The sequence below is a fragment of the Chitinophaga sp. CF118 genome (assembly GCF_900112615.1).
Lineage (GTDB): Bacteria > Bacteroidota > Bacteroidia > Chitinophagales > Chitinophagaceae > Chitinophaga.
Genome location: NZ_FOMK01000005.1, coordinates 65,133 through 90,668 on the forward strand (window position 1 = coordinate 65,133; position 25,536 = coordinate 90,668).

Annotated in this window: 21 protein-coding genes; 17 read left to right on the forward strand and 4 right to left on the reverse strand. The window is 42.3% G+C overall.

What is annotated here, in order from left to right:
- Positions 1 to 7: 7 nt before the first annotated feature.
- From BM176_RS20475 to BM176_RS20515, 8 genes are all read left to right on the forward strand, one after another.
- Positions 8 to 523, forward strand: coding sequence for an OmpH/Skp family outer membrane protein (locus tag BM176_RS20475; RefSeq protein WP_090106203.1), 516 nt, complete (start codon positions 8 to 10; stop codon positions 521 to 523).
- A gap of 62 nt (positions 524 to 585) precedes the next feature.
- Positions 586 to 1,095: an OmpH/Skp family outer membrane protein gene (locus BM176_RS20480; protein ID WP_090106204.1), complete on the forward strand. Its 510-nt coding sequence runs from the start codon at positions 586 to 588 to the stop codon at positions 1,093 to 1,095.
- 243 nt (positions 1,096 to 1,338) lie between these two features.
- On the forward strand, positions 1,339 to 1,494 hold the full coding sequence (gene rpmH, locus BM176_RS20485; protein ID WP_012788729.1) for a 50S ribosomal protein L34: 156 nt from the start codon (positions 1,339 to 1,341) through the stop codon (positions 1,492 to 1,494).
- A 101-nt stretch (positions 1,495 to 1,595) separates the two neighbouring features.
- Complete coding sequence (locus BM176_RS20490) at positions 1,596 to 2,009, forward strand: ribonuclease P protein component (RefSeq protein WP_255373571.1); 414 nt, start codon at positions 1,596 to 1,598, stop codon at positions 2,007 to 2,009.
- Positions 2,010 to 2,044: 35 nt separating this feature from the next.
- Positions 2,045 to 2,263 carry a membrane protein insertion efficiency factor YidD gene (gene yidD / locus BM176_RS20495; protein ID WP_090106206.1) on the forward strand — a complete coding sequence of 73 codons (219 nt, stop codon included), beginning with the start codon at positions 2,045 to 2,047 and terminating at the stop codon, positions 2,261 to 2,263.
- Positions 2,264 to 2,413: 150 nt separating this feature from the next.
- Positions 2,414 to 4,081 (forward strand): S41 family peptidase, encoded by a 1,668-nt coding sequence (locus BM176_RS20500; protein WP_090106207.1) that lies wholly within the window; start codon positions 2,414 to 2,416, stop codon positions 4,079 to 4,081.
- Positions 4,082 to 4,435: 354 nt separating this feature from the next.
- Entirely contained in the window at positions 4,436 to 5,818 is a 1,383-nt protein-coding gene (locus tag BM176_RS20510; RefSeq protein ID WP_090106209.1) for a Gfo/Idh/MocA family protein, read from the forward strand.
- Between the two features lie 11 nt (positions 5,819 to 5,829).
- Complete coding sequence (locus tag BM176_RS20515) at positions 5,830 to 6,618, forward strand: 3-keto-disaccharide hydrolase (RefSeq protein ID WP_090106210.1); 789 nt, start codon at positions 5,830 to 5,832, stop codon at positions 6,616 to 6,618.
- Positions 6,619 to 6,698: 80 nt separating this feature from the next.
- On the opposite strand, the gene BM176_RS20520 is transcribed toward BM176_RS20515, so the two are convergent.
- The gene (locus BM176_RS20520; RefSeq protein ID WP_090106211.1) at positions 6,699 to 7,304 is read right to left on the reverse strand and encodes a superoxide dismutase; all 606 of its coding nucleotides are present in this window, start codon (positions 7,302 to 7,304) and stop codon (positions 6,699 to 6,701) included.
- A 290-nt stretch (positions 7,305 to 7,594) separates the two neighbouring features.
- Between BM176_RS20520 and BM176_RS32775 the strand changes: the two genes are divergently transcribed.
- From BM176_RS32775 to BM176_RS20535, 3 genes are all read left to right on the forward strand, one after another.
- A complete protein-coding gene (locus BM176_RS32775) occupies positions 7,595 to 8,299 on the forward strand; it encodes a LuxR C-terminal-related transcriptional regulator (RefSeq protein ID WP_090106212.1) in 705 nt (234 codons plus the stop codon).
- Positions 8,300 to 8,459: 160 nt separating this feature from the next.
- Positions 8,460 to 8,669: a hypothetical protein gene (locus BM176_RS20530; protein WP_090106213.1), complete on the forward strand. Its 210-nt coding sequence runs from the start codon at positions 8,460 to 8,462 to the stop codon at positions 8,667 to 8,669.
- A 143-nt stretch (positions 8,670 to 8,812) separates the two neighbouring features.
- Entirely contained in the window at positions 8,813 to 9,739 is a 927-nt protein-coding gene (locus tag BM176_RS20535; protein WP_090106214.1) for an SPFH domain-containing protein, read from the forward strand.
- A 346-nt stretch (positions 9,740 to 10,085) separates the two neighbouring features.
- Here BM176_RS20535 and BM176_RS20540 read toward each other — a convergent pair whose 3' ends face one another.
- The 3 genes from BM176_RS20540 to BM176_RS20550 all read right to left on the reverse strand — a co-directional run bounded on the left by BM176_RS20540 (position 10,086) and on the right by BM176_RS20550 (position 16,509).
- The gene (locus BM176_RS20540) at positions 10,086 to 10,523 is read right to left on the reverse strand and encodes a nucleoside deaminase (protein WP_090106215.1); all 438 of its coding nucleotides are present in this window, start codon (positions 10,521 to 10,523) and stop codon (positions 10,086 to 10,088) included.
- A gap of 5 nt (positions 10,524 to 10,528) precedes the next feature.
- The gene (gene ligA / locus BM176_RS20545) at positions 10,529 to 12,634 is read right to left on the reverse strand and encodes an NAD-dependent DNA ligase LigA (protein WP_090106216.1); all 2,106 of its coding nucleotides are present in this window, start codon (positions 12,632 to 12,634) and stop codon (positions 10,529 to 10,531) included.
- 572 nt (positions 12,635 to 13,206) lie between these two features.
- On the reverse strand, positions 13,207 to 16,509 hold the full coding sequence (locus BM176_RS20550) for a methylmalonyl-CoA mutase family protein (RefSeq protein ID WP_090106515.1): 3,303 nt from the start codon (positions 16,507 to 16,509) through the stop codon (positions 13,207 to 13,209).
- A gap of 174 nt (positions 16,510 to 16,683) precedes the next feature.
- Between BM176_RS20550 and BM176_RS20555 the strand changes: the two genes are divergently transcribed.
- The 6 genes from BM176_RS20555 (at position 16,684) to BM176_RS20585 (ending at position 25,442) form a co-directional block, all read left to right on the forward strand.
- Positions 16,684 to 18,114 carry a glycoside hydrolase family 125 protein gene (locus BM176_RS20555; protein WP_090106217.1) on the forward strand — a complete coding sequence of 477 codons (1,431 nt, stop codon included), beginning with the start codon at positions 16,684 to 16,686 and terminating at the stop codon, positions 18,112 to 18,114.
- A gap of 83 nt (positions 18,115 to 18,197) precedes the next feature.
- Positions 18,198 to 19,979: a MutS-related protein gene (locus BM176_RS20560; protein WP_090106218.1), complete on the forward strand. Its 1,782-nt coding sequence runs from the start codon at positions 18,198 to 18,200 to the stop codon at positions 19,977 to 19,979.
- Positions 19,980 to 20,038: 59 nt separating this feature from the next.
- Positions 20,039 to 21,121 (forward strand): PA0069 family radical SAM protein, encoded by a 1,083-nt coding sequence (locus tag BM176_RS20565; protein ID WP_090106219.1) that lies wholly within the window; start codon positions 20,039 to 20,041, stop codon positions 21,119 to 21,121.
- A gap of 548 nt (positions 21,122 to 21,669) precedes the next feature.
- Positions 21,670 to 22,284, forward strand: coding sequence for a DinB family protein (locus BM176_RS20570; RefSeq protein ID WP_090106220.1), 615 nt, complete (start codon positions 21,670 to 21,672; stop codon positions 22,282 to 22,284).
- 768 nt (positions 22,285 to 23,052) lie between these two features.
- Positions 23,053 to 24,120: an AAA family ATPase gene (locus tag BM176_RS20580; RefSeq protein WP_090106222.1), complete on the forward strand. Its 1,068-nt coding sequence runs from the start codon at positions 23,053 to 23,055 to the stop codon at positions 24,118 to 24,120.
- Positions 24,121 to 24,167: 47 nt separating this feature from the next.
- A complete protein-coding gene (locus BM176_RS20585) occupies positions 24,168 to 25,442 on the forward strand; it encodes a sterol desaturase family protein (RefSeq protein ID WP_255373553.1) in 1,275 nt (424 codons plus the stop codon).
- Positions 25,443 to 25,536: the final 94 nt, after the last annotated feature.

Here is a 25,536-nt window from a genome sequence, read left to right on the forward strand (position 1 = left end):
GAGAATTATGAAAAAATTATGTCTCATATTAGCTGTTGTTCTTTGTTCGGCCTTTGCGGCCAACGCACAGCGTTATTGTGTAATAGATACCAAGTATATTCTGGATAATGTACCTGATTATAAAGATGCACAGGGAAAACTGGATGCTATAGCAGAACAGTGGCAGAAGGAAATTGATGCTAAGTTCCTGGAAATCGATAAGATGTATAAATCTTATCAGGCAGAGCAGGTGATGCTGACAGATGAATTGAAGCATAAACGGGAGGAAGAGATCATAGCAAAGGAAAAAGAAGCAAAAGATCTGCAGAAAAAGCGTTTCGGGTATGAAGGCGATCTGTTTAAAAAGCGTGAGGAGTTAATCAAGCCAATACAGGATAAAGTATACAATGCCGTACAGAAGCTGGCAGCCGCCCGTATGTATGACTTTGTACTTGATAAATCAGGAGGAGTGACAGTTATCTTTGCAGATCCCAAGCTGGATAAAAGCGATGATATATTACGTTCGCTGGGCGTTAAGAAATAGACCTTTATACCATTTTAAATCTTAGTTTTAGTATTAAAATTTTTTTAAACACAGACAACACCATGAAGAAGTATGTAATTATCGCTTTTGTGACAGTTTCAGGATTGTTCAGCGTAAATGCAATGGCACAGTCCAAAGTAGGACATATTAATGCACAGGCACTGATAGAAACAATGCCTGAAGCACAAACAGCGCAGAAATCTCTGCAGGCTTACGCAGAAGAACTGGATAAAGATGGTAAAGGGTTGATTGATGAGTATCAGAAGAAACTGAAGGAATTTGACGGAGCAGCGGCCAGTATGACCGAAAATATGAAAGAAATCAAGGGTAAAGAGATCCAGACTGCACAGAAAAACATCCAGGACTACCAGGAATCTGCTCAGCAGAAGATCGAAGCTAAACGTCAGGAAATCCTGAAACCAATCTACGATAAAGCCCGTAAAGCAATCGAAGATGTAGCTAAGGAAAAAGGATACGCTTATGTACTGGACAGCTCTGCTGGCGTACTGTTAGTATCTCCTGCAGCTGATGACCTGGCTCCATTGGTGAAGACCAAACTGGGTATCAAATAGTAAGATAATCCCATTGCAGGGACGATCTGGCTGGCATCATAAAGATGAAGTCGGATATCTGACAATCCGGAAATCCCGCAAATAATTATATTTAAGATGCCCCGGGAAAAGCCCCGGGGCAATTTTTTTAAATTACCCTTTGCTTTTTCAGATTTTTCCATACCTTTGCCTTCCGTTTTAAAAACAGGCTTCCGCAAAACGGGAAAGTGTTTAGTATAGTACAGGTAAAAATAAAATATTAAAATGAAACGTACTTTTCAACCGCACAACAGACGCAGAAAGAGCGTTCATGGTTTTAGAAAGAGAATGGAAACTGCTAACGGCCGTAAAGTATTAGCTTCCCGTAGAGCTAAAGGACGTAAGAAATTAACAGTTTCTGACGAGCGGAAGCTGAAATAAGAACAGCCCCGTTACTGCATAGCCCCGGTGCTGGCAGGCTTTGAGGCTGGATCTTGATAGATGGAATTGTATCGCTATTGGGTTGATAAATCAGACTTGCCATAAAAACTTATTCTTTTAACACAGAAGAAAGGTTAAAAAGCAGAAAACTCATTGAAACGCTTTTTCGGGAAGGAAAAGCGTTTTCTGTTTTTCCATACCGTGTACTTTATATGCGGGTAAACCAGGCTGGCAGTAAATATCCCGCACAGGCAGGATTTACTGTTTCTACCAAACGGTTTCCCCATGCAGTAGACCGTAACCGTGTAAAGCGCCTTACCCGCGAATGCTGGCGCCTGCAAAAGCAGTCCTTTTATGACCACCTGGCCCAACACTCCTGCCAGCTGGCCGTATTCTTCATTTATACAGATAAGAAGATAGCTCCCTTCGCCACCCTGCAAGATAAAATTTCGGTAATTTTGAAAAAGCTCGAAAAAGAAGTGCTTAAACTGGAGGCGCCCGGCAGTGCTTTATAAACCGTTGGAACCTCCATAAACAAGTATTACTCAATATGAAGATTTTCAGTTACCCTTTCATCTTCCTTATCAGGATCTACCAGTGGGGGCTTTCCCCGCTGCTGGGTAACAAGTGCCGATATACCCCCACCTGCTCTCAATATGGAGTAGAAGCGCTTAAAAAATATGGGTTATTTAAAGGAGGCTACCTCACCATCAAAAGGATTCTTTCCTGCCACCCCTGGGGTGGACATGGGCACGATCCGGTTCCTTAAAATGAATCGTGTAAAAGCGGGTTCGTCCATTACTTCTATCCTCCCTTTGGGAAACCAGATCCCCTTAAAATCCCCCTTTTTTAACTTTTCAGTTTCTCAAAGATCTTGTAGCTTACACTAGCTAAAAAGCGCTTAACTCAACTTTTACCTATGCGTGCATTTTTTCAAAGAAAAGGGAGGATTGTGCTGTTATTGTTACTCTTAACAGTAGCTGTAACAGGTATCAAAGCCTATAGTGACAAGGACAAATATTTTGAGATAGCGAAGAACCTGGATATTTTCGCAGCCTTTTACCGGGAGCTGAATACTTACTATGTAGATGATCTGCCACCGGAAAAGCTGATGCATAAAGGCATAGATGCCATGCTGGAAGAAACAGATCCCTATACGGACTTTATCCCGGAAGAAAATCTGGATGAACTGAAGTTCATGGCAACAGGTAAATATGGTGGAGTGGGGGTTTCTGTAAATACAGACAGCGGTCGTACCGTTATCACAGACATTTATGAAGGCAGCCCCATGCATAAAGCCGGTGCCCGCCCGGGAGATATTATTGTATCTCTGGACGGCAAAAAGGCAGACGGAATGGAGCAGGATGAGATCAGTCATCTGTTAAAAGGCGTACCTGGTACAGCTTTGGATATGGTGATAAGGAACCCTGTAACCGGAGAAGAAACCGCTAAGAAGATAGTAAGGGAAGAAATTAATGTACGTCCTGTGAGTTATGCAGGAATGACAGGAAATGATATCGGTTATATAAGAATGACGCAGTTCACCGAAAATAGTGCGGAGGCAGTACAAAAAGCTTTTGAAGGGCTGAAAAAAGATCATCCTGGTATGAAAGGTATGATTCTGGATCTGCGTGGCAATCCCGGAGGCCTGCTGGATGAAGCAGTGCTGGTAGCTAACATCTTTGTAGATAAGAACAAACTCATTGTAAGCACAAAAGGAAAGGTAAAGAATTGGGACAGGGATTATAAAACAGAAGAGCCGGCCATAGATGCGAAGGTTCCACTGGTAGTACTCACTAACCGTTCCTCTGCTTCTGCATCTGAAATCGTGGCCGGTGCCGTACAGGACCTGGACCGTGGTGTGATTGTAGGGCAGCGTTCTTTTGGTAAAGGGCTGGTACAAACCACCCGCCCATTGCCATATAATGCGAAACTGAAAGTGACTACAGCTAAATATTATACGCCAAGCGGCCGCTGTATTCAGGCTATTGATTATTCTCACAGGAATGACGAAGGTGAAGTAGAAGCAGTACCAGATTCGATGCGCCGGTCCTTCAACACATTTGCAGGCCGCAAAGTAAGAGATGGTGGAGGAATAGAACCCGATGATACAGTTGATCCTACTTTGCTGAGCCAGGTAGCGATCACCCTTATTCGTAAGCTATACATCTTTGATTATGCTACCCAATATTATTATCAACATCCCAGTATTGCTCCTGCAGGTAACTTTACTTTGAGTGAAGATGATTTTACTGATTTTATGCACTTCCTGGATGGAAGGAATTATAGTTACAAAACCAGGAGTGAAGAAGCACTGGAAAGCTTTCAGAACACTGCAAGGAAAGAGAAATATTACGATGCGGTAGCAAAGGAATTTGAAGCACTGCAACAGAAAATGAAACATGATAAGAAGCAGGATCTTCTGAAGAATAAAACTGAGATCAAACATCTGATTGAGGAAGAAATTGTGAATCGTTATTATCTGCAGAAAGGACGTATAGAAAAGTCCCTCGCCACAGATAATGAAGTGAATGAAGCAGTAGCTGTATTACATCAACCCGAACGTTATCAGCAATTACTGAAATAATTTTCACCCCTAAGATATGCATGATAATAAAGCTGTAGTTCATTATGAACTGCAGCTTTATTTTTTTGAAAGTATGTTACAAATAGTTGTAAATCAGTTTATTTACGAAATGGTTTGCATGATGTTTTTGCCAGAATGTAATGGTCTCTCATTTTATGTCACAAAGAGTATAGTTATTCCAGACTTGTACAAATTACCAGTGTTTTCGGAGAGTGTTCGGGGTGAGTTTATAATTGCTTCATACCCTGGACATATAGACTCACTATTATTTAAATTATGATTTCCCGCATTTTAATTATAAATTAAAGTTCTCAGTCTCATCAACACGTTATTGTAAACCTAAATAGAGAAATCATGCCCGAAAATTCTAACCGGAACTCCCGCAGGGGATTTATTACGAAATTAGCCAAAGGAGTAGTAGGAGCCTCTTTGTTGCCCAATATTCTTACAGCAGCAGATAAGCAACGTAGTTTACTATCACGTGTGAAAGAAAAATATAGTGCCAATGACCAGATCCAGATAGCGCTGATAGGGGCAGGAGGGATGGGAACATCCGATGCCAACACCGCTATTACTGTACCTGGCGTAAAGCTGATAGCAGCCTGTGATCTGTACGACGGCCGGCTGGCAGATGCGAAGAAAAAGTGGGGCAATGATATTTATACCACCCGCGATTACCGGGAAATTCTTGACCGGAAAGATATTGATGCGGTAATCATCGCAACACCGGATTTCTGGCATAAAGACATTTCAGTGGCAGCCATGAACAAAGGTAAATCTGTATACTGTGAGAAGCCGATGGTACATGATATTACGGAAGGCCCGGCAGTGGTGGAAGCCCAGCAAAAAAACAGTAAGGTGATTTACCAGGTGGGCAGTCAGGGGATGAGTTCCCTGGGGAATGAGAAGGCAAGGCAGTTACTGAAAGATGGAGCTATCGGCAAGTTGAATTATGCAGAAGGTTTCTGGGCACGGATGTCACCATTTGGAGCGTGGCAGTATCCTATTCCTGTAGACGCATCTACACAAACTGTTGACTGGGATGCATACCTGAAGAATGCACCCAAGCGTGCATTTGATCCGTTGCGTTTTTTCCGCTGGCGTAATTACAAAGATTATGGTACCGGTGTATCCGGGGATCTTTTTGTACATCTGTTCTCCAGCCTGCATTTTGTAACAGGTTCTATCGGTCCTGAAAAGGTGATGGCTACTGGCGGATTGCGTTATTGGAAAGACGGGCGTGAAGTACCTGATATCATGTTGGGAATGTTTGACTATCCGGAGAATGAAATACATCCTGCTTTTAATTTATCCCTGCGTGTGAATTTTGTGGATGGTACCGGAGGCACCAACTACCTGCGTATGGTGGGTAGCGAAGGGTCGATGACGGTAGAATGGGATAAAGTAACGTTGTTCCGTAACAAGGCATATGCAGCTACTGACGATCCTTTATTACAGAGTAAAAAGGATGTAGATAGTGGCAAGCAATATGTATATGAAAGGAAAGACATGCTGCCTCCGGAGAAGCTGGAGTATGTAGCAGAAGAAGGTTATAAGGGAGCACACTTTGATCACTTCTATAATCTCTTTAATGCAATGCGTACAGGCGGTAAGGTGCATGAAGATGCCCTGTTTGGTTATCGTGCAGCCGCACCTGCATTGTTATGTAATGACAGCTATTTCCAGAACCGTATTATACAATGGGACCCAAAAAACCTGAAAACGATTACTAAATAAAAAGAATCATTATGAAGAATTTATTTGTTCCGGCACTATTAGTAATAAATACTGTAACAATGTCTTGTGGTAACTCCAGCACTCCAGCCAGTAATGCAGATTCTACCGATGTTAAGGTAGACTCTGTAGAGGCTGCGGAGATTGTTTCAGATACAACCGCGAATACTTTAACGGACGCAGAAAAAGCAGCAGGATGGAAGTTGTTATTCAATGGAACAAGCCTGGATGGATGGCATATCTATAAAGGCAAAACGTCAAGCGGCTGGGTAGTAGAAAATGGTGTACTGCATTGCCTGGGTAGTGAAAAAGATAAGAGTGATAAACGTGCAGATCTAACCTCTAACGATACCTTTGATAATTTTGAATTAGAACTTGATTGGAAGCTGGCACCAAAGGGTAACAGCGGAATCATTTACCTCGCATCTGAAGAGTTTGATGCAGCTTATTTGAGTGGACCTGAATACCAGTTGATAGATGATATTAACTTCCCTGAAAAACTTGAAGGCTGGCAGAAAACAGGAGCAAACTATGCGATGTCTGCACCATTAGTAGCTGCTGCCAAACCAATCGGAGAGTGGAATCATGCTAAAATTATTGTGAATAAAGGGCATGTGGAACACTGGCTGAATGAACAGAAAACAGCAGAGTATGAAATTGGTTCTGCTGAATGGAAGAAAGCAAAAGAAACTGGTAAATGGAAAGATGCCAAAGGGTATGGAGCAACAAAAAAAGGACATCTGGATTTGCAGGACCACGGTAGTGAAGCATGGTTTAAAAATATAAAGATCAAACAACTTTAGGATACCCCGTTGTTACAGGCATAAAAAAAGCATTCCGTCATAAGGACGGAATGCTTTTTTTATGCCTGTGTTGAAGATGATTATATAGCGGCTTCGTAATGTTTGCTAACTGCATCCCAGTTAACAACATTCCAGAATGCTTTCAGATATTCCGGACGACGGTTCTGATATTTCAGATAGTATGCATGTTCCCAAACGTCTACGCCTAAGATAGGAGTGCCTTTTACTTCAGCAACGTCCATCAGTGGGTTATCCTGATTAGGAGTGGAAGTAACTTCCAGTTTGCCATCTTTTACAATCAGCCACGCCCAACCGGAACCGAAGCGGGTAGTACCTGCAGCGTTCAGTTTTTCTTTGAATTCTTCAAAAGAACCGAAAGTGCTCTTGATTGCATCAGCCAGCTTTCCTTTAGGTTCGCCACCTGCATTCGGAGCGAGGATCTGCCAGAAGAAACTGTGATTCCAGTGACCACCACCATTGTTCCTTACAGCAGGGCTTATTTTACCAGCAGCTGCTACGAGTTCTTCCAGTGATTTACTTTCGTTCTCTGTACCGGCAACCGCCTTGTTCAGGTTATCTACATAAGCCTGATGGTGTTTACCATGGTGAATTTCCATTGTCTGTTTATCGATATGTGGCTCCAGTGCATCGTGTGCGTAGGGTAAGCTCGGAAGTGTAAATGCCATAACTTAATGTTTTATTGTTTTAAATATTATGAGTGTGAAAGAGTGTTCAAATTTACTGCCTAATATGGGAAATATCAAAACGCATATAGGTACTTCTGCCCAATTCACGTACCAAAAGAGTTGGATATATGCTTTTTTATTTTATATTTACGTTAACTGTTATAACAACTTTAGTAGAGCATTGTGATTCGTATACACCTAAAGGTTACATTATCAGAAATTTCCTGCGCTGATTTTCGAAGATGATTCTTCCAATTAGTTTCAACTATTGTTTGTATAAAACTTAACGTATGTTGACAGACTCAGACATGGGCCAGAACTATTCCCTCAGCGCCTTGCAAAAGGAAAACGAATTATTGAAGATGCGCGTGGAACGCCTGGAAAGCATACTCAATAACGTGCCGGCCATGCTTTACACTCATGAGAACAGCGTTAAAACCATAAACTGGTGTAATCGCCAGATGGAAGACGCCACCGGCTATACGATGGCTGAGATGAACAAACTTGGGCTCGAATTTTTTCAGCGGGTAATGCATCCGGAAGATTTTGATCTGGCAGTGATAGCCCAGCAATCCTTTAAAGAAAATAAAAACATTTTTGGTGGTGTAGTACGTATCCGTAAACGGGATACACAGGATTGGTGCTGGCTGGTAGGTATGGCCATTCCTTTTACCCGCGATGACGACGGGATGGTGAAAGAAGTGATCTGTGCCTTCCTTGACCTGACCATGGCCATGGACACCAACGACCAGCTGGCAGAAGCCATGAGGGAAGTGTTACGCCGTCATAATGACGACCTGCTGAGCAAACTGACTCCCCGCGAATTGGAGATCCTCAAACTGACAGTACAGGGCATAAACAATAAAGAAATTGCAGATAAACTTAACCTGAGCCGCTATACGGTTGAAACCCACAGGAAGAATATACGCCTGAAATTAAAGGTGCGTAATACCACAGAGCTGATCGCGCTGGCGAGAAAGGGCGGATACCAATAATTTAACAGTTTTTAACGCTTTTCTGCTAAAAATACCCAAGCTTGGGTATTTGTTCAAAATCGAAAGTCGTCTAAATTAGTGAAACATTACTGTACACACTTTTGAACGTTAGAAGAACAATTTTCGGAAAAAGATTTGACGAGGATCTAACCCTATTGCTATGATAAATGAGGAAAGCGCATATAGCATCCTACAATTGAATGATGCTGCCACAGCAGAAGAGATAATTGCGCAGTATGAGATACTAAAGGGGCAGTATAAAAGGATTAAGGATGAAACAGGAGATTTAAAAATCCACTTGGAGTACCAGTTAAAGCAAATAGAACTGGACGATGTTTATATTTATCTCAGAAGAAAACAAAGGATATAACTAAGCTATTTATTTTCATTCGTTGTGTTTTTAGCTCGGCTTTCACCATTGTTTGTCTTCCTATCCCAACATTAACCTCTTCAGTTTACGTAATTTCCATATTGTCACATTTTACCATATATTTACTGTAAAACTCCTTTTTTATGGGTACTGTATTCTTAACTGTACTAATTGTATTTGCAGCGCTGGTAATACTTTCCAGTTTTGTGACAATACAACAGGGTACAATTGGGGTTACGACTGTTTTCGGGAAGTATAACCGCATATTGTTCCCCGGTCTTAATTTCAAAATTCCTCTGATTGAAAAGATCTTCAAACGCATTTCTATTCAAAACCGCTCTGTAGAGCTTGAATTCCAGGCAATTACAATTGATCAGGCCAACGTGTATTTCAAAGCCATGTTATTGTATGCTGTTTGGAACCAGGATGAAGAAACTATTAAGAATGTAGCATTCAAGTTCATGGATGAACGCAGCTTTATGCAGGCGCTGGTCCGTACCATTGAAGGCTCTATCCGTGGTTTCGTGGCAACCAAACGTCAGGCAGAAGTACTGGGACTTCGCAAAGACATTACAGAACATGTGAAGGAACAAATAGATAAAACCCTGGAAGACTGGGGCTTTCATCTGCTTGATCTTCAGATGAACGACATCACCTTTGATGAGGTAATCATGAAATCCATGGCGCAGGTAGTAGCTTCCAACAACCTGAAAGCTGCTGCTGAGAATGAAGGCCAGGCATTACTGATCACCAAAACCAAAGCCGCAGAAGCAGATGGTAATGCCATCAAAATTGCAGCAGAGGCAGAACGTCAGGCCGCGCAGCTGCGTGGTATGGGTGTGGCACTGTTCCGTGAAGAGGTGGCAAAGGGTATGTCTATGGCTGCCAAAGAAATGCAGCAGGCCAACCTGGATACTTCCGTAATACTTTTCTCTATGTGGACGGAAGCAATCAAGCATTTTGCAGAGAACTCCAAAGGCAATGTGATCTTCCTGGATGGTTCTTCAGAAGGAATGGATCATACCATGCACCAGATGATGGGTATGAACAAACTAATGGAGAAAAAGTAATAAATAAATGAACCGGCTACAAAGTTTTTGAATACACTCAGAATCGCGTAAGCAATCCTGAAATTAATCGAAAACCCTTTGCCAGCCTATATAGTAGAACATTTTTCGAACAAAGAAGGGGGCGTATTGCCCCCTTCTTTGTTCAATCCCTGATGGAGATGATGCTCTGTTTAAACGATCGTCAAGCCCATTATTTATTTTTGATACGCTGTTGGATTTCTAATGGAGGTGATGCATTATCTAAGCGACTCTGAAACCCTTCATATAATTTCCTGTTTTCAGATCCCTGATAGAAATATTTAGTCGTTCACGCAATTCTCAGGCCTCTTCATTTATTTATGATACATCATCTTCTTTGTTCGAAAAATGTTTTTACAAGTTGCAGGCTCTCTGATTCAAAGGGGCCCTGTTCCAGCTTCGTTTTGGGATGAAAGGGCGATTGTTCTCCCGTAATCCTTTTGTAGCCGTTCTTCTCATCACGTGCCGCATATACGATACGGCCTATTTTGCTCCAGTAGAGTGCTCCCGCGCACATTAAACAGGGCTCCAGTGTTACGTACAATGTAGCTTCCATGAGATATTTACTCCCCAGGTAATTGAAGGCAGCTGTTAGCGCCAGCATTTCTGCATGGGCTGTACAATCGTTTAGCTTTTCAACCTGGTTACTGCCCCTTCCTATGATCTTATCGTTCAGCACCACGACAGCACCTACAGGAACCTCTCCATCATCAAATGCATTGCGTGCCTCACGAAGTGCCTGCTGCATATAGTATTTATCGTCCATAATATTTATTGGATCAGGTTAATGAAGTCATCTTCACTTAGAATCCTGACCGTATTAATCTTCTTTGCTTTTTCCAGTTTACTACCGGCATCATCCCCTACCACCAGGTAATTCAGCTTACTGCTTACCCCACTGAGAATTTTACCTCCCTGTTGTTCTACCATGGCTTCGGCATCACTACGTTTCAGTTTATTAAGTGTGCCAGTGAACAGGAAAGTTTGTCCTTCCAGGTTTCCACTTGTATGATGATCTGATTTAGTGCTTTTAAAGTTGACACCTAATTCTTCCAGCCGTTGTAACATGTGGATGTTATCGGCATTACTGAAAAACTGACGGATACTACCAACTACTTTTGGACCGATATCTTCCAGCTCCAGGAGCTGTTCTTCCGTCCATTCCCTGAGATCCAGCAAATGATGTACTGCATTGGCAAGTGTTTTTGCAGTAGTTTCACCTACATAGCGAATGCCCAGGCCAAAGATAAGGCGGTGCAAAGGTTGTGTTTTCGATTGTTCAATAGCCGTTTGCAGGTTAGTCAGTGATTTCTTCCCGAAGCCTTCCAGCGTTTCTATTTTCGTATAGTCTATAGTGTAAATGCCTGGAATATCGGGTATGATCTGCAGTCCGTAGAACTTACGTACGTTACTTTCTCCAAGGCTGCGGATATCCATAGCATCTTTGCTTACAAAATGGATCATGCGTTCCACTACCTGTGCCTCGCAGTTAATATTAATACAACGCCATACACTTTCACCTTCCGGTTTAAACAGCGGATCATGACACACAGGGCAATTAGTCGGGAATACGATATCTGTTTCGGTACCATCCCGGAGATCTGGCATTGATTTTACGATATATGGAATTACATCTCCGGCACGTTCTACCAATACGGTATCACCTATTTTCAGATCCTTTTCTTTTATTACATCTTCATTAAAAAGTGAAATGGAACCAACGGTAACCCCGCCGATAGGTACAGGGTCTATTTTAGCTACCGGTGTAACGGAACCGGTACGGCCTACCTGGAATTCTACATTACGCAGTTTGCTGGTAGCCTGCCGGGCTTTGAATTTATAAGCCATGGCCCAGCGGGGGTGGTGAGTAGTCATACCCAGCCGGTCCTGCAGCGCGTAGTCATTCACTTTGATCACCATTCCATCAATTTCATAGGGGAGGTTATCTCTTTCCTGTTCAAACTTGAGGCAATAGTCAATCACTGCCTGAATACCTTTCACTACCTTTTTTTCTTTAGAAGGTGTTCGGAACCCAAGCGAAGAGAGGAGGTCCAGTGTATTGCTATGTGTTTGTATTTCTTTTGGTTCTGCCTTGCCGTCTTCCATCGTATGATAACTCATATGATAGAGAAAGGCTTCCAGTCCGCGTTTGGCTACTTCTCTGGGATCTACCATGCGAAGGGAACCGGAGGCTGCATTCCGGGGATTAGCCAGAGGAGGCAGGTTTTCTGTCGCCCTTTGTTCGTTGAATGCCTTAAAAGTGTTCTTATTAATAAGCACTTCCCCCCGGATTTCAATAGAATGAATGCCGTGGGATGCGAATTTTGCTGTTAGCGGAATGGACCGGATCTGCCGGATGTTTGCCGTAATATCCTCTCCGGATACGCCATCGCCGCGGGTTGCCCCTCTTACAAGCCGGTCGTCTTCATATATAAGGGAGATGCTGGCCCCATCAAATTTGGGTTCTATACAATACTCTATATCGGCCAGGCCGCTCAGTTCACGGGCTTTCCGGTCCCAATCATTCAAATCATCAGCGTTATAAGAGTTTTCAAGGCTTAGCATGGGCACCAGGTGCTGCACTGTAGGGAAAGCTTTGGTAAGCCCCTGTGCTACACGTTGGGTAGGGGAATCGGGGTTTACCAGGTCCGGGTGTTCCAGTTCCAGCTTTTTCAACCAGGCATATAGCTGATCGTATTCGTAATCACTCAGTACAGGTTCACTCTGTACATAATAGCGCCAGTCGTTATAAATAATTACACGACTAAGGTCATCCATAGTTTTATCAATAGCAATTTTGCTTTCTTTTTGCTGCAAATGACCTAACAGTTCCTTTGCTAATTGTGATAAAGTGATTTCTATTTCTTTCGTATACATATAAAAGTGCTAACTGAGCGTAAAATACAAATTGTTTCAGGTTTGTTATCTAATATATTAACATATTGATAACCAGGTTAAAATGGTTGCTGTCGGTTTAAAGTCGTATTTATTTTTTAAAAAAGATGTTGTAAAAGTTTTTTATTAACAAAATATTAATTAAGATTGTGTAACGAAACGAAAGTAACTGAAAGCCAAAATTTAAATCGAAGTTACAAGGAAGCAAGTGCCAATGAAAGGGGAACCCGGATTTCCTTGAAATTAGAACGACGACGAACCAAGATCAAGATAGTATACTAAATATTTTTTGTCTTTATAAATTCCATTATTGCTTTAATAAATTCCACTTTATTGCTTTTATAAGTTCCACAGTTGCGTTTATAGATTCCATGTTAGATTATTGCTTTTATATAATTCCACGTTATAGATTCCACGTTAATAAGTTCCACGTAAGTTATTTTATAATTCCACGTCAATGAAATCGGGCACAGTGTAATACTGAGCTCTTGCGATTCCTTCTTCCCCTGCATAAAGTATTTATGCAGGGGAATTTTTTTTGAAGGATTTCTATTTTACATATTTCTTCTGTATTGTCCTCCTACTTCATATAATGCACGGGTAATCTGTCCCAGCGAACAATGTTTTACTGTTTCCATCAATGCGGCAAAGAGATTGTCGTTATTGATAGCCACCTGCTGCAATTGGCGCAAAGCGGCAGTACTGCTGTGCTGGTGTCTCTGATGGAAAGCTGCCAATGCATTGATCTGGTATTCCTTTTCATCTGTTGTAGAGCGGATCACTTCTGAAGGAGTAATAGTAGGAGAGCCATTTTTGTTCAGGAAGGTGTTCACACCAATAATCGGGTATTCGCCGGTATGTTTTTGCATTTCATAATGCAGGCTTTCTTCCTGGATCTTATTGCGCTGGTACATTCTTTCCATTGCTCCCAATACACCTCCTCTCTCTGTAAGGCGGTTGAATTCTGTCAGTACAGCCTCTTCCACCAGGTCTGTCAGTTCTTCAATAAAGAAAGCACCCTGGATTGGATTTTCGTTTTTAGCCGTACCCAATTCCCGGTTGATAATCAATTGTATGGCCATCGCCCTGCGCACACTTTCTTCTGTGGGTGTGGTAATCGCTTCATCGTATGCATTTGTATGAAGTGAATTGCAATTATCATAAATGGCATACAATGCCTGAAGTGTAGTTCGGATATCATTAAAGTCTATCTCTTGCGCATGCAGGCTGCGGCCGGAAGTCTGGATATGATATTTGAGTTTTTGGGAACGGTCGTTGCCCTTGTATTTATATTTGATTGCCTTGGCCCAGATGCGCCTTGCCACACGGCCGATAACAGCATATTCGGGATCCATTCCATTGCTGAAAAAGAAAGAGAGGTTTGGAGCAAAATCATCAATATTCATTCCCCTGCTCAGGTAGTATTCCACATAGGTGAAGCCATTAGCCAGTGTGAAAGCCAGCTGGGTAATGGGATTAGCACCAGCCTCCGCTATATGGTACCCGGAAATACTCACAGAGTAGAAGTTGCGTACCTTTTGAGTAATAAAGTATTCCTGCACATCGCCCATCAGTTTCAGTGCAAACTCGGTAGAGAATATGCAGGTATTCTGTGCCTGGTCTTCTTTCAGGATATCTGCCTGTACAGTTCCCCTGGCGGTACTGAGGGCCTGGGCTTTTATCTTTTCATATACTTCTTTATCCAGTACCTCATCTCCCGAAATTCCCAGTAATTGTAAGCCGAGACCGTTATTACCTGTAGGGAGCTCCCCGTTATACCTGGGGAGATCTTTGAATTTCTCTTTGATGATGGCTGTTACCTTTTCGGTAAGTCCATTTTCAGCAATGTATTTTTCACATTGCTGATCTATGGCAGCATTCATGAAAAACGCCAGCAGAATGGGGGCCGGTCCGTTGATAGTCATGGATACCGACGTTTTAGGATCACAAAGGTCAAAGCCACTGTAGAGTTTCTTGGCATCATCTACAGTAGCAACACTTACTCCGGAATTCCCCACTTTCCCGTAGATATCCGGACGGGGAGCCGGATCTTCGCCATACAATGTTACGCTGTCGAAAGCCGTACTCAGGCGTATGGCCGGCTGATCTATTGACACATAGTGAAAGCGTTTGTTGGTCCGTTCCGGTCCTCCTTCTCCTGCAAACATGCGGGTAGGATCTTCTCCTTCCCGTTTAAGAGGGAATACCCCTGCCGCATAAGGGAATTCTCCTGGTAGGTTCTCTGTCAACTGCCAGCGAAGCAGATCTCCCCAGTCTTTATACTGTGGCAGGCTTATTTTAGGAATGCGCGACTGGGAAAGGCTTTCTGTATACAGGGGCAGCTTTATTACTTTGTCCCTCACCTTGTATTCGTAATGCTCTGCAGTATATTTCTGCTGTACGGCAGGCCAGCCTTTCACGAGTTTTTCGCAATCCGGATGCAGTTGCTGCTGGAGTAAGTTGATGGCATTGTCCACACTTTCATGGTCAGGTAACATTTCCCAGGCCCCATTTAGCTGATAGAGTTTAGTGGCAACTGTACATTGTTCATCCACCCATTTTCCATATTCGTTGATAGCCGCTGTAATCTCTGCCAGATAGCGGTTGCGTGCCGGCGGAATGATCAGTGACTTTGTAACGGTATCATTATTGGCTTCATGTTTAACACTGCCGAAGGTGCTGTTCTTTTTTTCTTTTATAATGGCCAGCAGTTTCTCAAAAAGCTGGTTGATCCCATGATCATTGAACTGTGAAGCAATAGTACCTATTACGGGCAGGTCTTCATCTTTTGCCGTCCAAAGACCGTGATTACGTTTGTATTGTTTACGTACATCGTGGAGAGCATCCAGAGCTCCTGCCTTATCAAATTTATTGATAGCAATTACATCCGCATAGTCCAGCATATTGATCTTTTCAAGCTGGGTAGCAGCACCATATTCCGGCGTCATTACATAGAGGGAAACATCGCAATAGTCTGTAATAGCGGTATCACTTTGTCCGATACCGGAGGTTTCCAGGATGATCATGTCAAAGCCAGCTATCCGGCAGATGTCTGTGATTTCGCGGATATGTGCGCTGATGGCTTTGTCGCTTTCACGGGTAGCCAGTGAGCGCATATATGCCCTTGGGTGGTGAATAGCATTCATGCGGATCCGGTCTCCCAATAATGCCCCGCCGGTCTTTTTCTTGGAGGGATCTACTGATATAACAGCAATGGTTTTATCATTGAAATGATGGAGGAACCGCCTCACTATTTCGTCTGTCACGCTGCTTTTACCGGCACCCCCGGTACCAGTAATCCCCAGCACGATGCCATTGGCGGAGCTGGTATCCGGAAGCTGATCATTTTCTGCAACGGTGATAGCCTGTGCGATATATTTATAATCCTGCTGTGTTAATGCTTCCAGTTGTTTGTTCAGCGTATTAACAGTAGGAAAGTCGCATTGGCTGATCACATCACCGATCATGCCTTCCAGTCCCATTGTTCTGCCATCATCAGGAGAATATAAGCGTGTAATACCGTATTGATGTAATTCTTTGATCTCTGAGGGGAGGATAGTACCACCACCACCGCCAAAGATTTTAATGTGGCTGCAGTTATTTTCCTGCAGGAGGTCGTACATGTATTTAAAGAATTCCACATGGCCTCCCTGGTAAGAGGTAACGGCAATACCCTGGGCATCTTCCTGAATGGCACATTCCACAATCTCGGCCGCAGAGCGGTTATGGCCTAAGTGGATCACTTCCGCACCTTTGGATTGCATGATGCGGCGCATGATGTTAATGGCAGCGTCATGGCCATCAAAGAGAGAAGCAGCAGTTACTATACGAATCTTGTGAACCAGTGTATCAGTCATATTGTTTTTGGTGTTTAACGGGTTCTGCAGCAACGTGAAGCCGCAAAGGTTGTAATTTACTAAAATAGTGACAGTGGAATATTCCCACATTTTTTTATTTTACACTCTATTATTCACGTTTATGAGTTGCATTTCCATAAAAAAAGCAATCGTAATAGAAAATCTTTAACAGAAATGGTGGCAAGAAGAGATTTTATCAGAAATGGCAGTCTGCTGGCAGGTGCTGTAGCATTGGGTTTCCCCAAGGCAGTATTCAGTCAGGCGATGTATGTATCCAAACGTCCATTACCTGCCCAGCGTAAATTTACCAGTCCGGCTGTAGAAAAGGCTATAAGCACTATCAAAAAAGAAATAGCTGATCCCAAGCTGGGATGGATGTTTGAAAATTGTTTTCCAAACACACTGGATACAACGGTTCAGTTTAAAGTGGAAAATGGTCGTCCGGATACATTTGTACTCACCGGAGACATTCATGCTATGTGGCTCAGAGACTCTACCGCGCAGGTATGGCCGTATCTGCCTTTGATAAAGGAAGATGATAAACTGAAGCAGCTGATAGCCGGGGTGGTGAACAGGCAAACGAAATGTGTGCTGATAGACCCTTATGCCAATGCTTTTAATGAAGGACCAACCGGCAGTGAGTGGGATTCTGACCTTACTACCATGAAACCAGAGCTGCATGAACGTAAATGGGAGATAGATTCTTTGTGTTATACCGTTCGTCTGGCTTATCATTACTGGAAAGAAAGTGGAGATACCAGCGTGCTGGATGAAACTTACAGGAAGGCTGCAAAACTGATTGTTAAAACATTTAAGGAACAGCAGCGTAAAGATGGACCTGGTCCATACTCGTTCCAGCGTAAAACACCTATCCAGTCAGATACGGCGCCTAATAAAGGATTTGGAGCACCTATGCAACCAGTGGGCCTGATCGTATCTATTTTCCGCCCGTCGGACGATGCCACTGTTTTTCCTTTCCTGATTCCTTCAAATATGTTTGCAGTAGTATCGCTGCGGCAACTGGCAGAGATAAGTGATGTAGTATTTAAAGATGCTGCATTTACAAAGGAATGTATAGAATTGTCAGAGGAAGTAGACAGGGCAATTAAAGCATATGCAATTGTTGAGCATCCGCAATTGGGTAAGATGTTTGGTTTTGAAGTAGATGGGTATGGTAACCGTCTGTTCCTGGACGATACGAATGTCCCCAGCCTGTTGTCTATCCCTTATCTGGGGTATACTACAGTGGATGATCCTTTATATCAGACCTCACGTCATTTTGTATGGAGCACTTTCCATTGCTGGTTTTATAAGGGCAAATATGGTGATGGAGTAGGCAGTCCTCACACCGGCCCGGATTATATCTGGCCAATGAGTATTATTATGAAGGCGCTGACAAGCAGTGATAAAGAAGAAATAGCAGAGTGTTTACGTACCTTACGTAATACAGACGGAGAAACCGGGTTTATACATGAATCATTCCATAAGAATGATCCAACTAAATTTACCCGTCCCTGGTTTTCCTGGGCAAACACCCTGTTTGGTGAATTGTTAATGAAAGTAAGTCAGCAGCATCCGGAATTGCTGAAGAGGCAATACGCATAAACCCATTTTGAATGATCAGTTATGAGTGAATGCCATGCGGTATTTTACAGATAACTGATCATTCTTTCTTTAATAAATGACCCATGACCCCTATTACTATTTACGACCAGCAGATTAATGACTACAAGACGGAGATTGCGCATATACAACAATATCTGAGCCGGTTGGGCTGGTTGCGGTTGCTTTGTTTTCTAGCAGCTTTGTTTTGTGGGTATGTTTATTTCCGGGATAGTTTTGACATCATCTGGTTATTGCCACTGGCATTGCTGGCCGGTGGATTCATATATGCGCTGATTAAATACCAGACTTCATATGATCACCTAACCCTGTTAAAGACATTGCTGGAGCTAAACGAAAAAGAGTGGCGGCTGGCAGCCACGGGGTTGTCTGGTTTTGAAGAAGGAGAAAGTTATACTGACGAGCAACATCCTTATACGGGGGATCTGGATGTATTTGGGCAATCGTCTCTCTACGGACATATGAACCGTACCGGTACTTTGATGGGCAGTCGTAAACTGGCAGATTGTCTGCGGATGCCATTAACAGACGTACAGGATATTCTACGTACACAGGAAGCCATTCATAAACTGGTACCCCGGTTAAAATTTCGGCAGTTATTGACGGCGCAGGCTTCACTGGCAAAAGAAAAACAGGGAGATGTAACCTCTCTATATAAATGGCTGAAATTACCATTGGAGTTCCTGGATAAAAAATGGTTAAATATAATACGGTGGGTAAGTCCCGCATTACTGATCCTATCTATTGTTTATTATTTCATCTCAAACGAATATTACCCCATTACGATTTTTCTCTGTATCAACTGGCTGATCTTAGGCAGTATTGTAAAAAGGGTGAATACACAGCATCAGCTGATTTCCAATAAGGAGAAGATTTTCAGCAAGTTTGCCCTATTGCTGAAGATTATTAATGACGAAAAAATAGAAGGCGCAACATTGCTCCACGCACATAAAGAAACGGCTGCTTCAGCCAATATGGCCCTGCACCAGCTGGCCCGCATTTGCAATGCACTGGATCAGCGGTTAAACCTGTTGGTAGGAGTGTTTCTGAATTCTTTTGTATTATATGATTTACATTGCGCTTTTGCCATAGAGCGCTGGAAGGCCAGTTATCAGGAAGAAGTGCCTGTGTGGATGGATGTAATAGCCAAAATGGAAGCGTTGAACAGTATGGCAACCTTTGCATTTAATCATCCGGAATATATTTATCCGCAGGTCAATGAGGATGCACCTCAACTAATAGCAAAGGGAATAGGACATCCATTGATACCTATTGAGGACTGTGTACGTAATGACATCAGCATTGGCGATCCGCAAAATTTTCTGATTATTACAGGTTCCAATATGAGCGGCAAGAGCACTTTCCTGCGCAGTGTAGGCAGTAATCTGCTACTGGCTCTGTGTGGGATGCCGGTATGTGCCGAAACATTTGTTTGCAGCCCTGTGCGCATCATGACTTCTATGCGGATCAAGGATTCCATTGCCAAACATACTTCCTATTTCCAGGCAGAATTATTGCGTCTTCAGCAGATAGTGGAGGTGTTGAAAACAGGGGAGCGTGTATTTATCCTGCTGGATGAAATATTGAAAGGGACTAACTCCGAAGATAAGTTGTCCGGCTCGCGTAAGCTGATAGAGCACTTCCTGCAATACCACTGCCAGGGTATGATTGCCACACATGACCTGGAACTGGGGCATCTGGAAACCACTTATCCTCAAAAAATAAGCAACCATTGTTTTGAAAGCACTATTCGTGAGGATCAGCTCTTTTTTGATTACCGGATTCGTGAAGGCGTAGCTCGGAATAAGAATGCTACTTTTCTGATGCAGAAGATGCAGATTATCTGATAGTGCCATATATTTGCAAATAGCTAATTTATTTAGTATTTTTACTAAAAATATTAGCTATGACCTTGCCTTTTCAGGAGGGAGTTCCGGAGAACCCTTATTACAAAGGACGTGGAGCCCAGTTAAATCCTAAGAACAGATACCTTAAAGAGGAATATGCGCAGGAACATGCGGAGGGCATTGATGAATGGTGGCAGGCAGATGTACCTACACAGGTGATAGAGGAGCATGCGAAAACGCTGGTGAATAAAGTAGACAGTCCGGATGTAGGCATGTGGTATTCAATGAATCCTTATCAGGGCTGTGAGCATGGTTGTATTTACTGTTATGCGAGGAATGCACACCAGTTCTGGGGAATGAGTGCCGGACTGGATTTTGAGCGTAAAATTGTTGTAAAGCGGAATGCACCAGAGCTATTGCGTAAATTTCTCGATAATAAAAATTGGGTACCCAAGCCCATCTCGCTATCCGGCAATACGGATTGTTACCAGCCGCTGGAGCGGAAAATGTTCATTACCCGGCAGTTGCTTGAAATAGCCTTGGAATATAAACAGCCCGTAGGGATCATCACAAAGAATTCACTGGTATTACGGGATAAATATATACTGCAGCAATTGGCGCAGCAAAACCTGGTTTGTGTATATGTGTCCGTTACCACACAGCAGGAAGACCTGCGGTTGAAGATGGAACCTCGCACTACTACCGCACAACAGCGGTTTAAGATTGTAAAGGAATTGAGTGAATTGGGGATTCCTGTAGGGGTGATGACTGCACCTATGATACCGGGATTAAATGATCATGAGATGCCTGGATTGCTGGAAGCGGCTGCAGCCCACGGAGCTAAATTTGCGGGTTACACTGTGGTAAGGCTGAATGATGCAGTGAAAATAATCTTTAATGACTGGCTGTATAAGAACTTCCCTGATCGTGCAGATAAAGTATGGCATCTTATAGAGAGTATGCATGGGGGACAGGTGAATGATAGTGTTTCAGGGCGTAGAATGAGAGGGGAGGGGAACATTGCAGACCTGATCCGGCAACAGTTTAAGGTACATGTAAAGAAAAATGGATTGAACCTGGAGCGTTTTGAATTTAATACGGAATTGTTTCAACGTCCACAGGTGCAATTACGATTATTCTAATTGCGGACTATACGCAAATAGAAAAAATTTATTAAGAAATATGTGTAAATAAAAAAAATAAAAAATATCTTTGCAATAGCAATAAAAAGAAATGAAACGCAATCCAAAATATACTATTTCAGCGATGTCCTGTAAGCAAAAGCAGGTCAGGAGCGAATTGCGGGTATGTTGCACCAAATGCTAACGATAAAAGTTATCAAATGATAAAACAAAGGTCCCGCAGGAGTTGCGGGACCTTTTGCTTTGTAAGAGCCAAAATGATGATTGAGCAAGATAGAAGTTCGATAACTGTAATGTGTACACACTACCTGGTAAAACCGGCGGTGATAGTGCGAAAGGATGGCTTTGCCTTTAAAAAGCCTAATGGGTATGGTATGTAGCAACATAATTAACTTATGTGATACAAACCCGGCCCGTGACAAGGAGCCGGGTTTTTTATTTAACAAACCCGGATCATAAAAGATGGCAATAATAATTCTATAATACTGTTATGTGCTACCCGTACAGAAAGTGGATCAGGTAAGGACATAACCCCAAACAGACAGACCATGAGAAACGTAATTCAAGTAGTAAGAGAGGCTTTGCTAACCAACTTCAGGGAGTTGGATACCTGGTTTGAAAAAGAACCTGATCTGTTGCACTTTAAACCGGATGCCGGACAATGGAATATCCGTGAAGTGCTGGAACATATCAGCCTGACCAATTATTTCCTGTTGTTGATCGTAAACAAGAGCACTCGTCGTGCATTGGAGCGGAAAAATACCAGTAATACGGTAATTATTCCTGCCGATTATCACGATAAATTCAGTAAGATCGATGTGATAGGCAGCCGTTCTTTCGGATGGATAAGACCAGAACATCTTGAACCCAGCGGATTGCAGGATCTGCGTGATATAAGGATATTGCTGAAGCAACAATTTGCTCAGTGTATGTATAATCTCAGTTTACTTAAAAATGGGGAAGGACGTTTGGTGTTTACCAATATGTCTGTGAATCATTTGGGCAAACTGGATATCTATCAATATATCTATTTTCTGACCAAACATATTGAAAGGCATATTCGTCAGATGCAAAGGCTTGCAAATGAATATGCAGGAACAGAAGCAGAGAAGGAACAGGAAAAGATGGCTGATACAGCAACTGAAAGTATGGTACTAATATAAGCGGGTCGACCATTTTTATATCCTTTGTTGTTAATGCCTCTGTGATATAATGTTATGTGATGGGGCTGATCAAAAAGTAAAATGTAGACGTTGGGAACCACGTAAAAGTGGAAGCAACGTTATCACCTACCAGATAGGGAGGACTTTTTTAATCAGCCCCATATTGTTTCCCTAAGGCGGGGTACACAAAAAATAATTACAAAATATTTGTTAAATCAGCAATAATCATTTTATCTTTGTGCCCTTAACAAATCAATTTATAACATGCTAATATTAAAATCAAATATGAACACAGCACCAGCACCCTTTGCAAAGGGTTGGGGTAGCCGGTTCGGGGCATGTTATAGTTTTATATGAAATAAGAACTTTTATATATAACGAGCCCCGGAACGAGTTTCCGGGGCTTTTTTTTTCATTGGAACTGAATGACAAGGCACGGACAAACAGATACTGAAGTGGCTGTAATAGTATTGATCATTTCATTACTAGAAGGACAGGGTATGCACTAACGTAATATATTCGTTAGCGTTATATAACCCGGTCTGGTCAGGCTGGGTTTTTTTATGCAGTATCCCGGAAATAAAAATATTGAGTAGTAGGTACAATTAGTATTAACCTAGCGGGGTATTCCTGCCCTGCTGAATTAATTTTAAGAACGAATTGTTTTTGTCTTAGTTTGCAAATACCCCGGTTATCATTGCCAGCCGTTGCTGCGGATCTGGTGATGGTAACTTTTATAACAAACATTGATTATTTATTAAAACGAACATGGATAATATTTTACAGCAAAAGGTGATATCAGGGGATAATATCTTTGGGAATGGATTGCTGGACAGCAAAGCATTTTACCTGTATTATTTTAATGCACTACCTAACATTAGTTTCATATATACTATTAACGGAGAAAAAGCGCTGACTGCATTTAAAGCAGCTTATGCAGATAATATAGAGGCCATTTACCTGCGGGAAGAGATTGCCCATAAGGATAAGGAATACAAACATGATCTCGCATTAGTAGTGCTGAAGAACGGATGTATTGCTGAATTTGGAGAAGATTACTGTGAAATGCTGCATAATGGACAGGTGGATGCCTTTATTAAAGAAGTGACTATCCTTGTACGCAAATACCGGGAAAGGCAGAAGCGTAAGCAGTATGAGATTAATCTCATCACGATGGGAGAGAAGGGGCTGGTTCTGAAAAGTATGGAGTTTAAAAAAACAAAACTGGACCTGGCGCTTTATTATGAAGATGACTTTATCGCCATAGATCAGTTGATTTACAAAAGACTGAATACCAATGATGATAAGGGTATTGTGTTATTGCATGGTATTCCCGGATCTGGTAAAACAACTTATTTGCGTTACCTGATAGGACGATTGAAAAAGCGAGTGTTGTTCTTGTCTCCTGCTGTAGCGGGGAATATTATGCAACCTGATTTTATTGACCTGTTAATCGATAATCCCAACACTATTCTGATTATTGAAGATGCTGAGAACATTATCATGGACCGGAAAACGACAGGTAATTCATCTGTATCCAATCTTCTGAATCTGTCTGATGGGTTATTGGCCGACTGTATGAATGTGCAGGTAGTATGTACTTTCAACAGTGATCTTTCGCAGGTAGACAGTGCGTTGTTACGTAAAGGAAGGCTGATTGCCAAATATGAATTTGGGAAGTTGTCTGTCCCCAAGGCCCAGTTTCTTTCTGGAAAACAAGGCTTTAATACAGTTATTCAACATCCTATGACGATCGCAGAAGTGATGAATCAGCATGAACCGTCCTTTGAAAAACAGGAAATTCCAATTGGTTTCAGGGCTGCGGTGCGTTCCTGATTAATTAGTCTACTTAAATTGTGGACTATTGAATAAAATGTGTAATATTGTTTCGATTATTGCTTTGTTGCCTGCATTGGCATGAAGCTATTACCCGTAATTCGAAATTTATTATAGTGCATTTAAATCACATGGCATGGGCCATTCCCCTGTTTTTGGGGTTAATGGGCATTGAATACCTGGTTGCACGCAAAACAGGTAAGAACTATTTTGGTTTCAGTAATACTATCAGCAATATTAATATAGGTATTGCTGAACGGTTGCTGGACACGTTTACTGTTGGGATTTTTTACTTTATCTATGATTATCTGCATCAACACTTTGCCATCTTTGATATTAAGTCAGGTGTGCTACTGTGGTTTACTCTTTTGATCTTAACTGATTTTATCTGGTATTGGTACCATCGCCTGGCCCATGAGGTTAATCTTTTATGGGCCGCGCATGTGGTACATCATCAGAGTGAGGACTTTAATTATACTGTATCCGGACGGATCACTGTTTTTCAGGCATTCTTCAGGATGGCTTTCTGGTCAGTTTTGCCCGTGATCGGTTTTCCTGCAGCCATGATAATCAGTGTGCAACTGGTACATGGTCTTTATCCGTTTTTTATTCATACAAGAACCATCGGTAAGCTGGGCATCCTTGAATATATCTTTGTAACACCATCTCATCATAGAGTTCATCATGCTTCCAATGAGAAATACCTGGACCAGAACTATGGCGATGTGTTCATAATCTGGGACAAGCTGTTTGGCACATTTACAGCAGAAGACGAAGAGCCGGAATATGGATTGACAAAACCATTGGACAGTTATAGCTTTCTCTGGCAGCATTTCCATTTTATCCTTGAGATCTTATATACCGTAAGGCAAACCAAGGGCTTCCAGGCCAGATGGAAAGTCATCTTTGGAAAGCCTGATTATATAGATCCCACTATCCGCCCCAGGCTGGAGAAAAGATTTTTATCCAGGAATCGCCAAGGTGGAGCCACCGGCAGGCTACAGCATTATGTGGTATGGCAGGTAGGAGCGATCATTACCGTGCTCTTCTTTTTCCTGCTGCTGGAGAATTATGTTCCCGCTTTTGTACAAGTATGTATCACATTGGTGATATTACTGACCTTAATCAATACCGGCGCCATTCTGGAGCAACGACGCTGGGTATTTTATCTGGAATATGCCCGGTTGCTGGTGGTGTTTATTGCCTTGTACTATTGTTGGCCGTATTCGTTTTTGTTGTCGGCCTTTGCTGTGGTTCAGTTGCCATTTTTTCTATGTAGGAGTACTATTGAGAGGAGGTATTTGCGATTGTTGTACGGTTGAATTAACTATTAACAAAAATATTTTATTTACTAAAAAGGTACTGTTTAAAAGAGCAGTACCTTTTTTTAATTGCGGTCAAGTGAAAGAAGGGAGG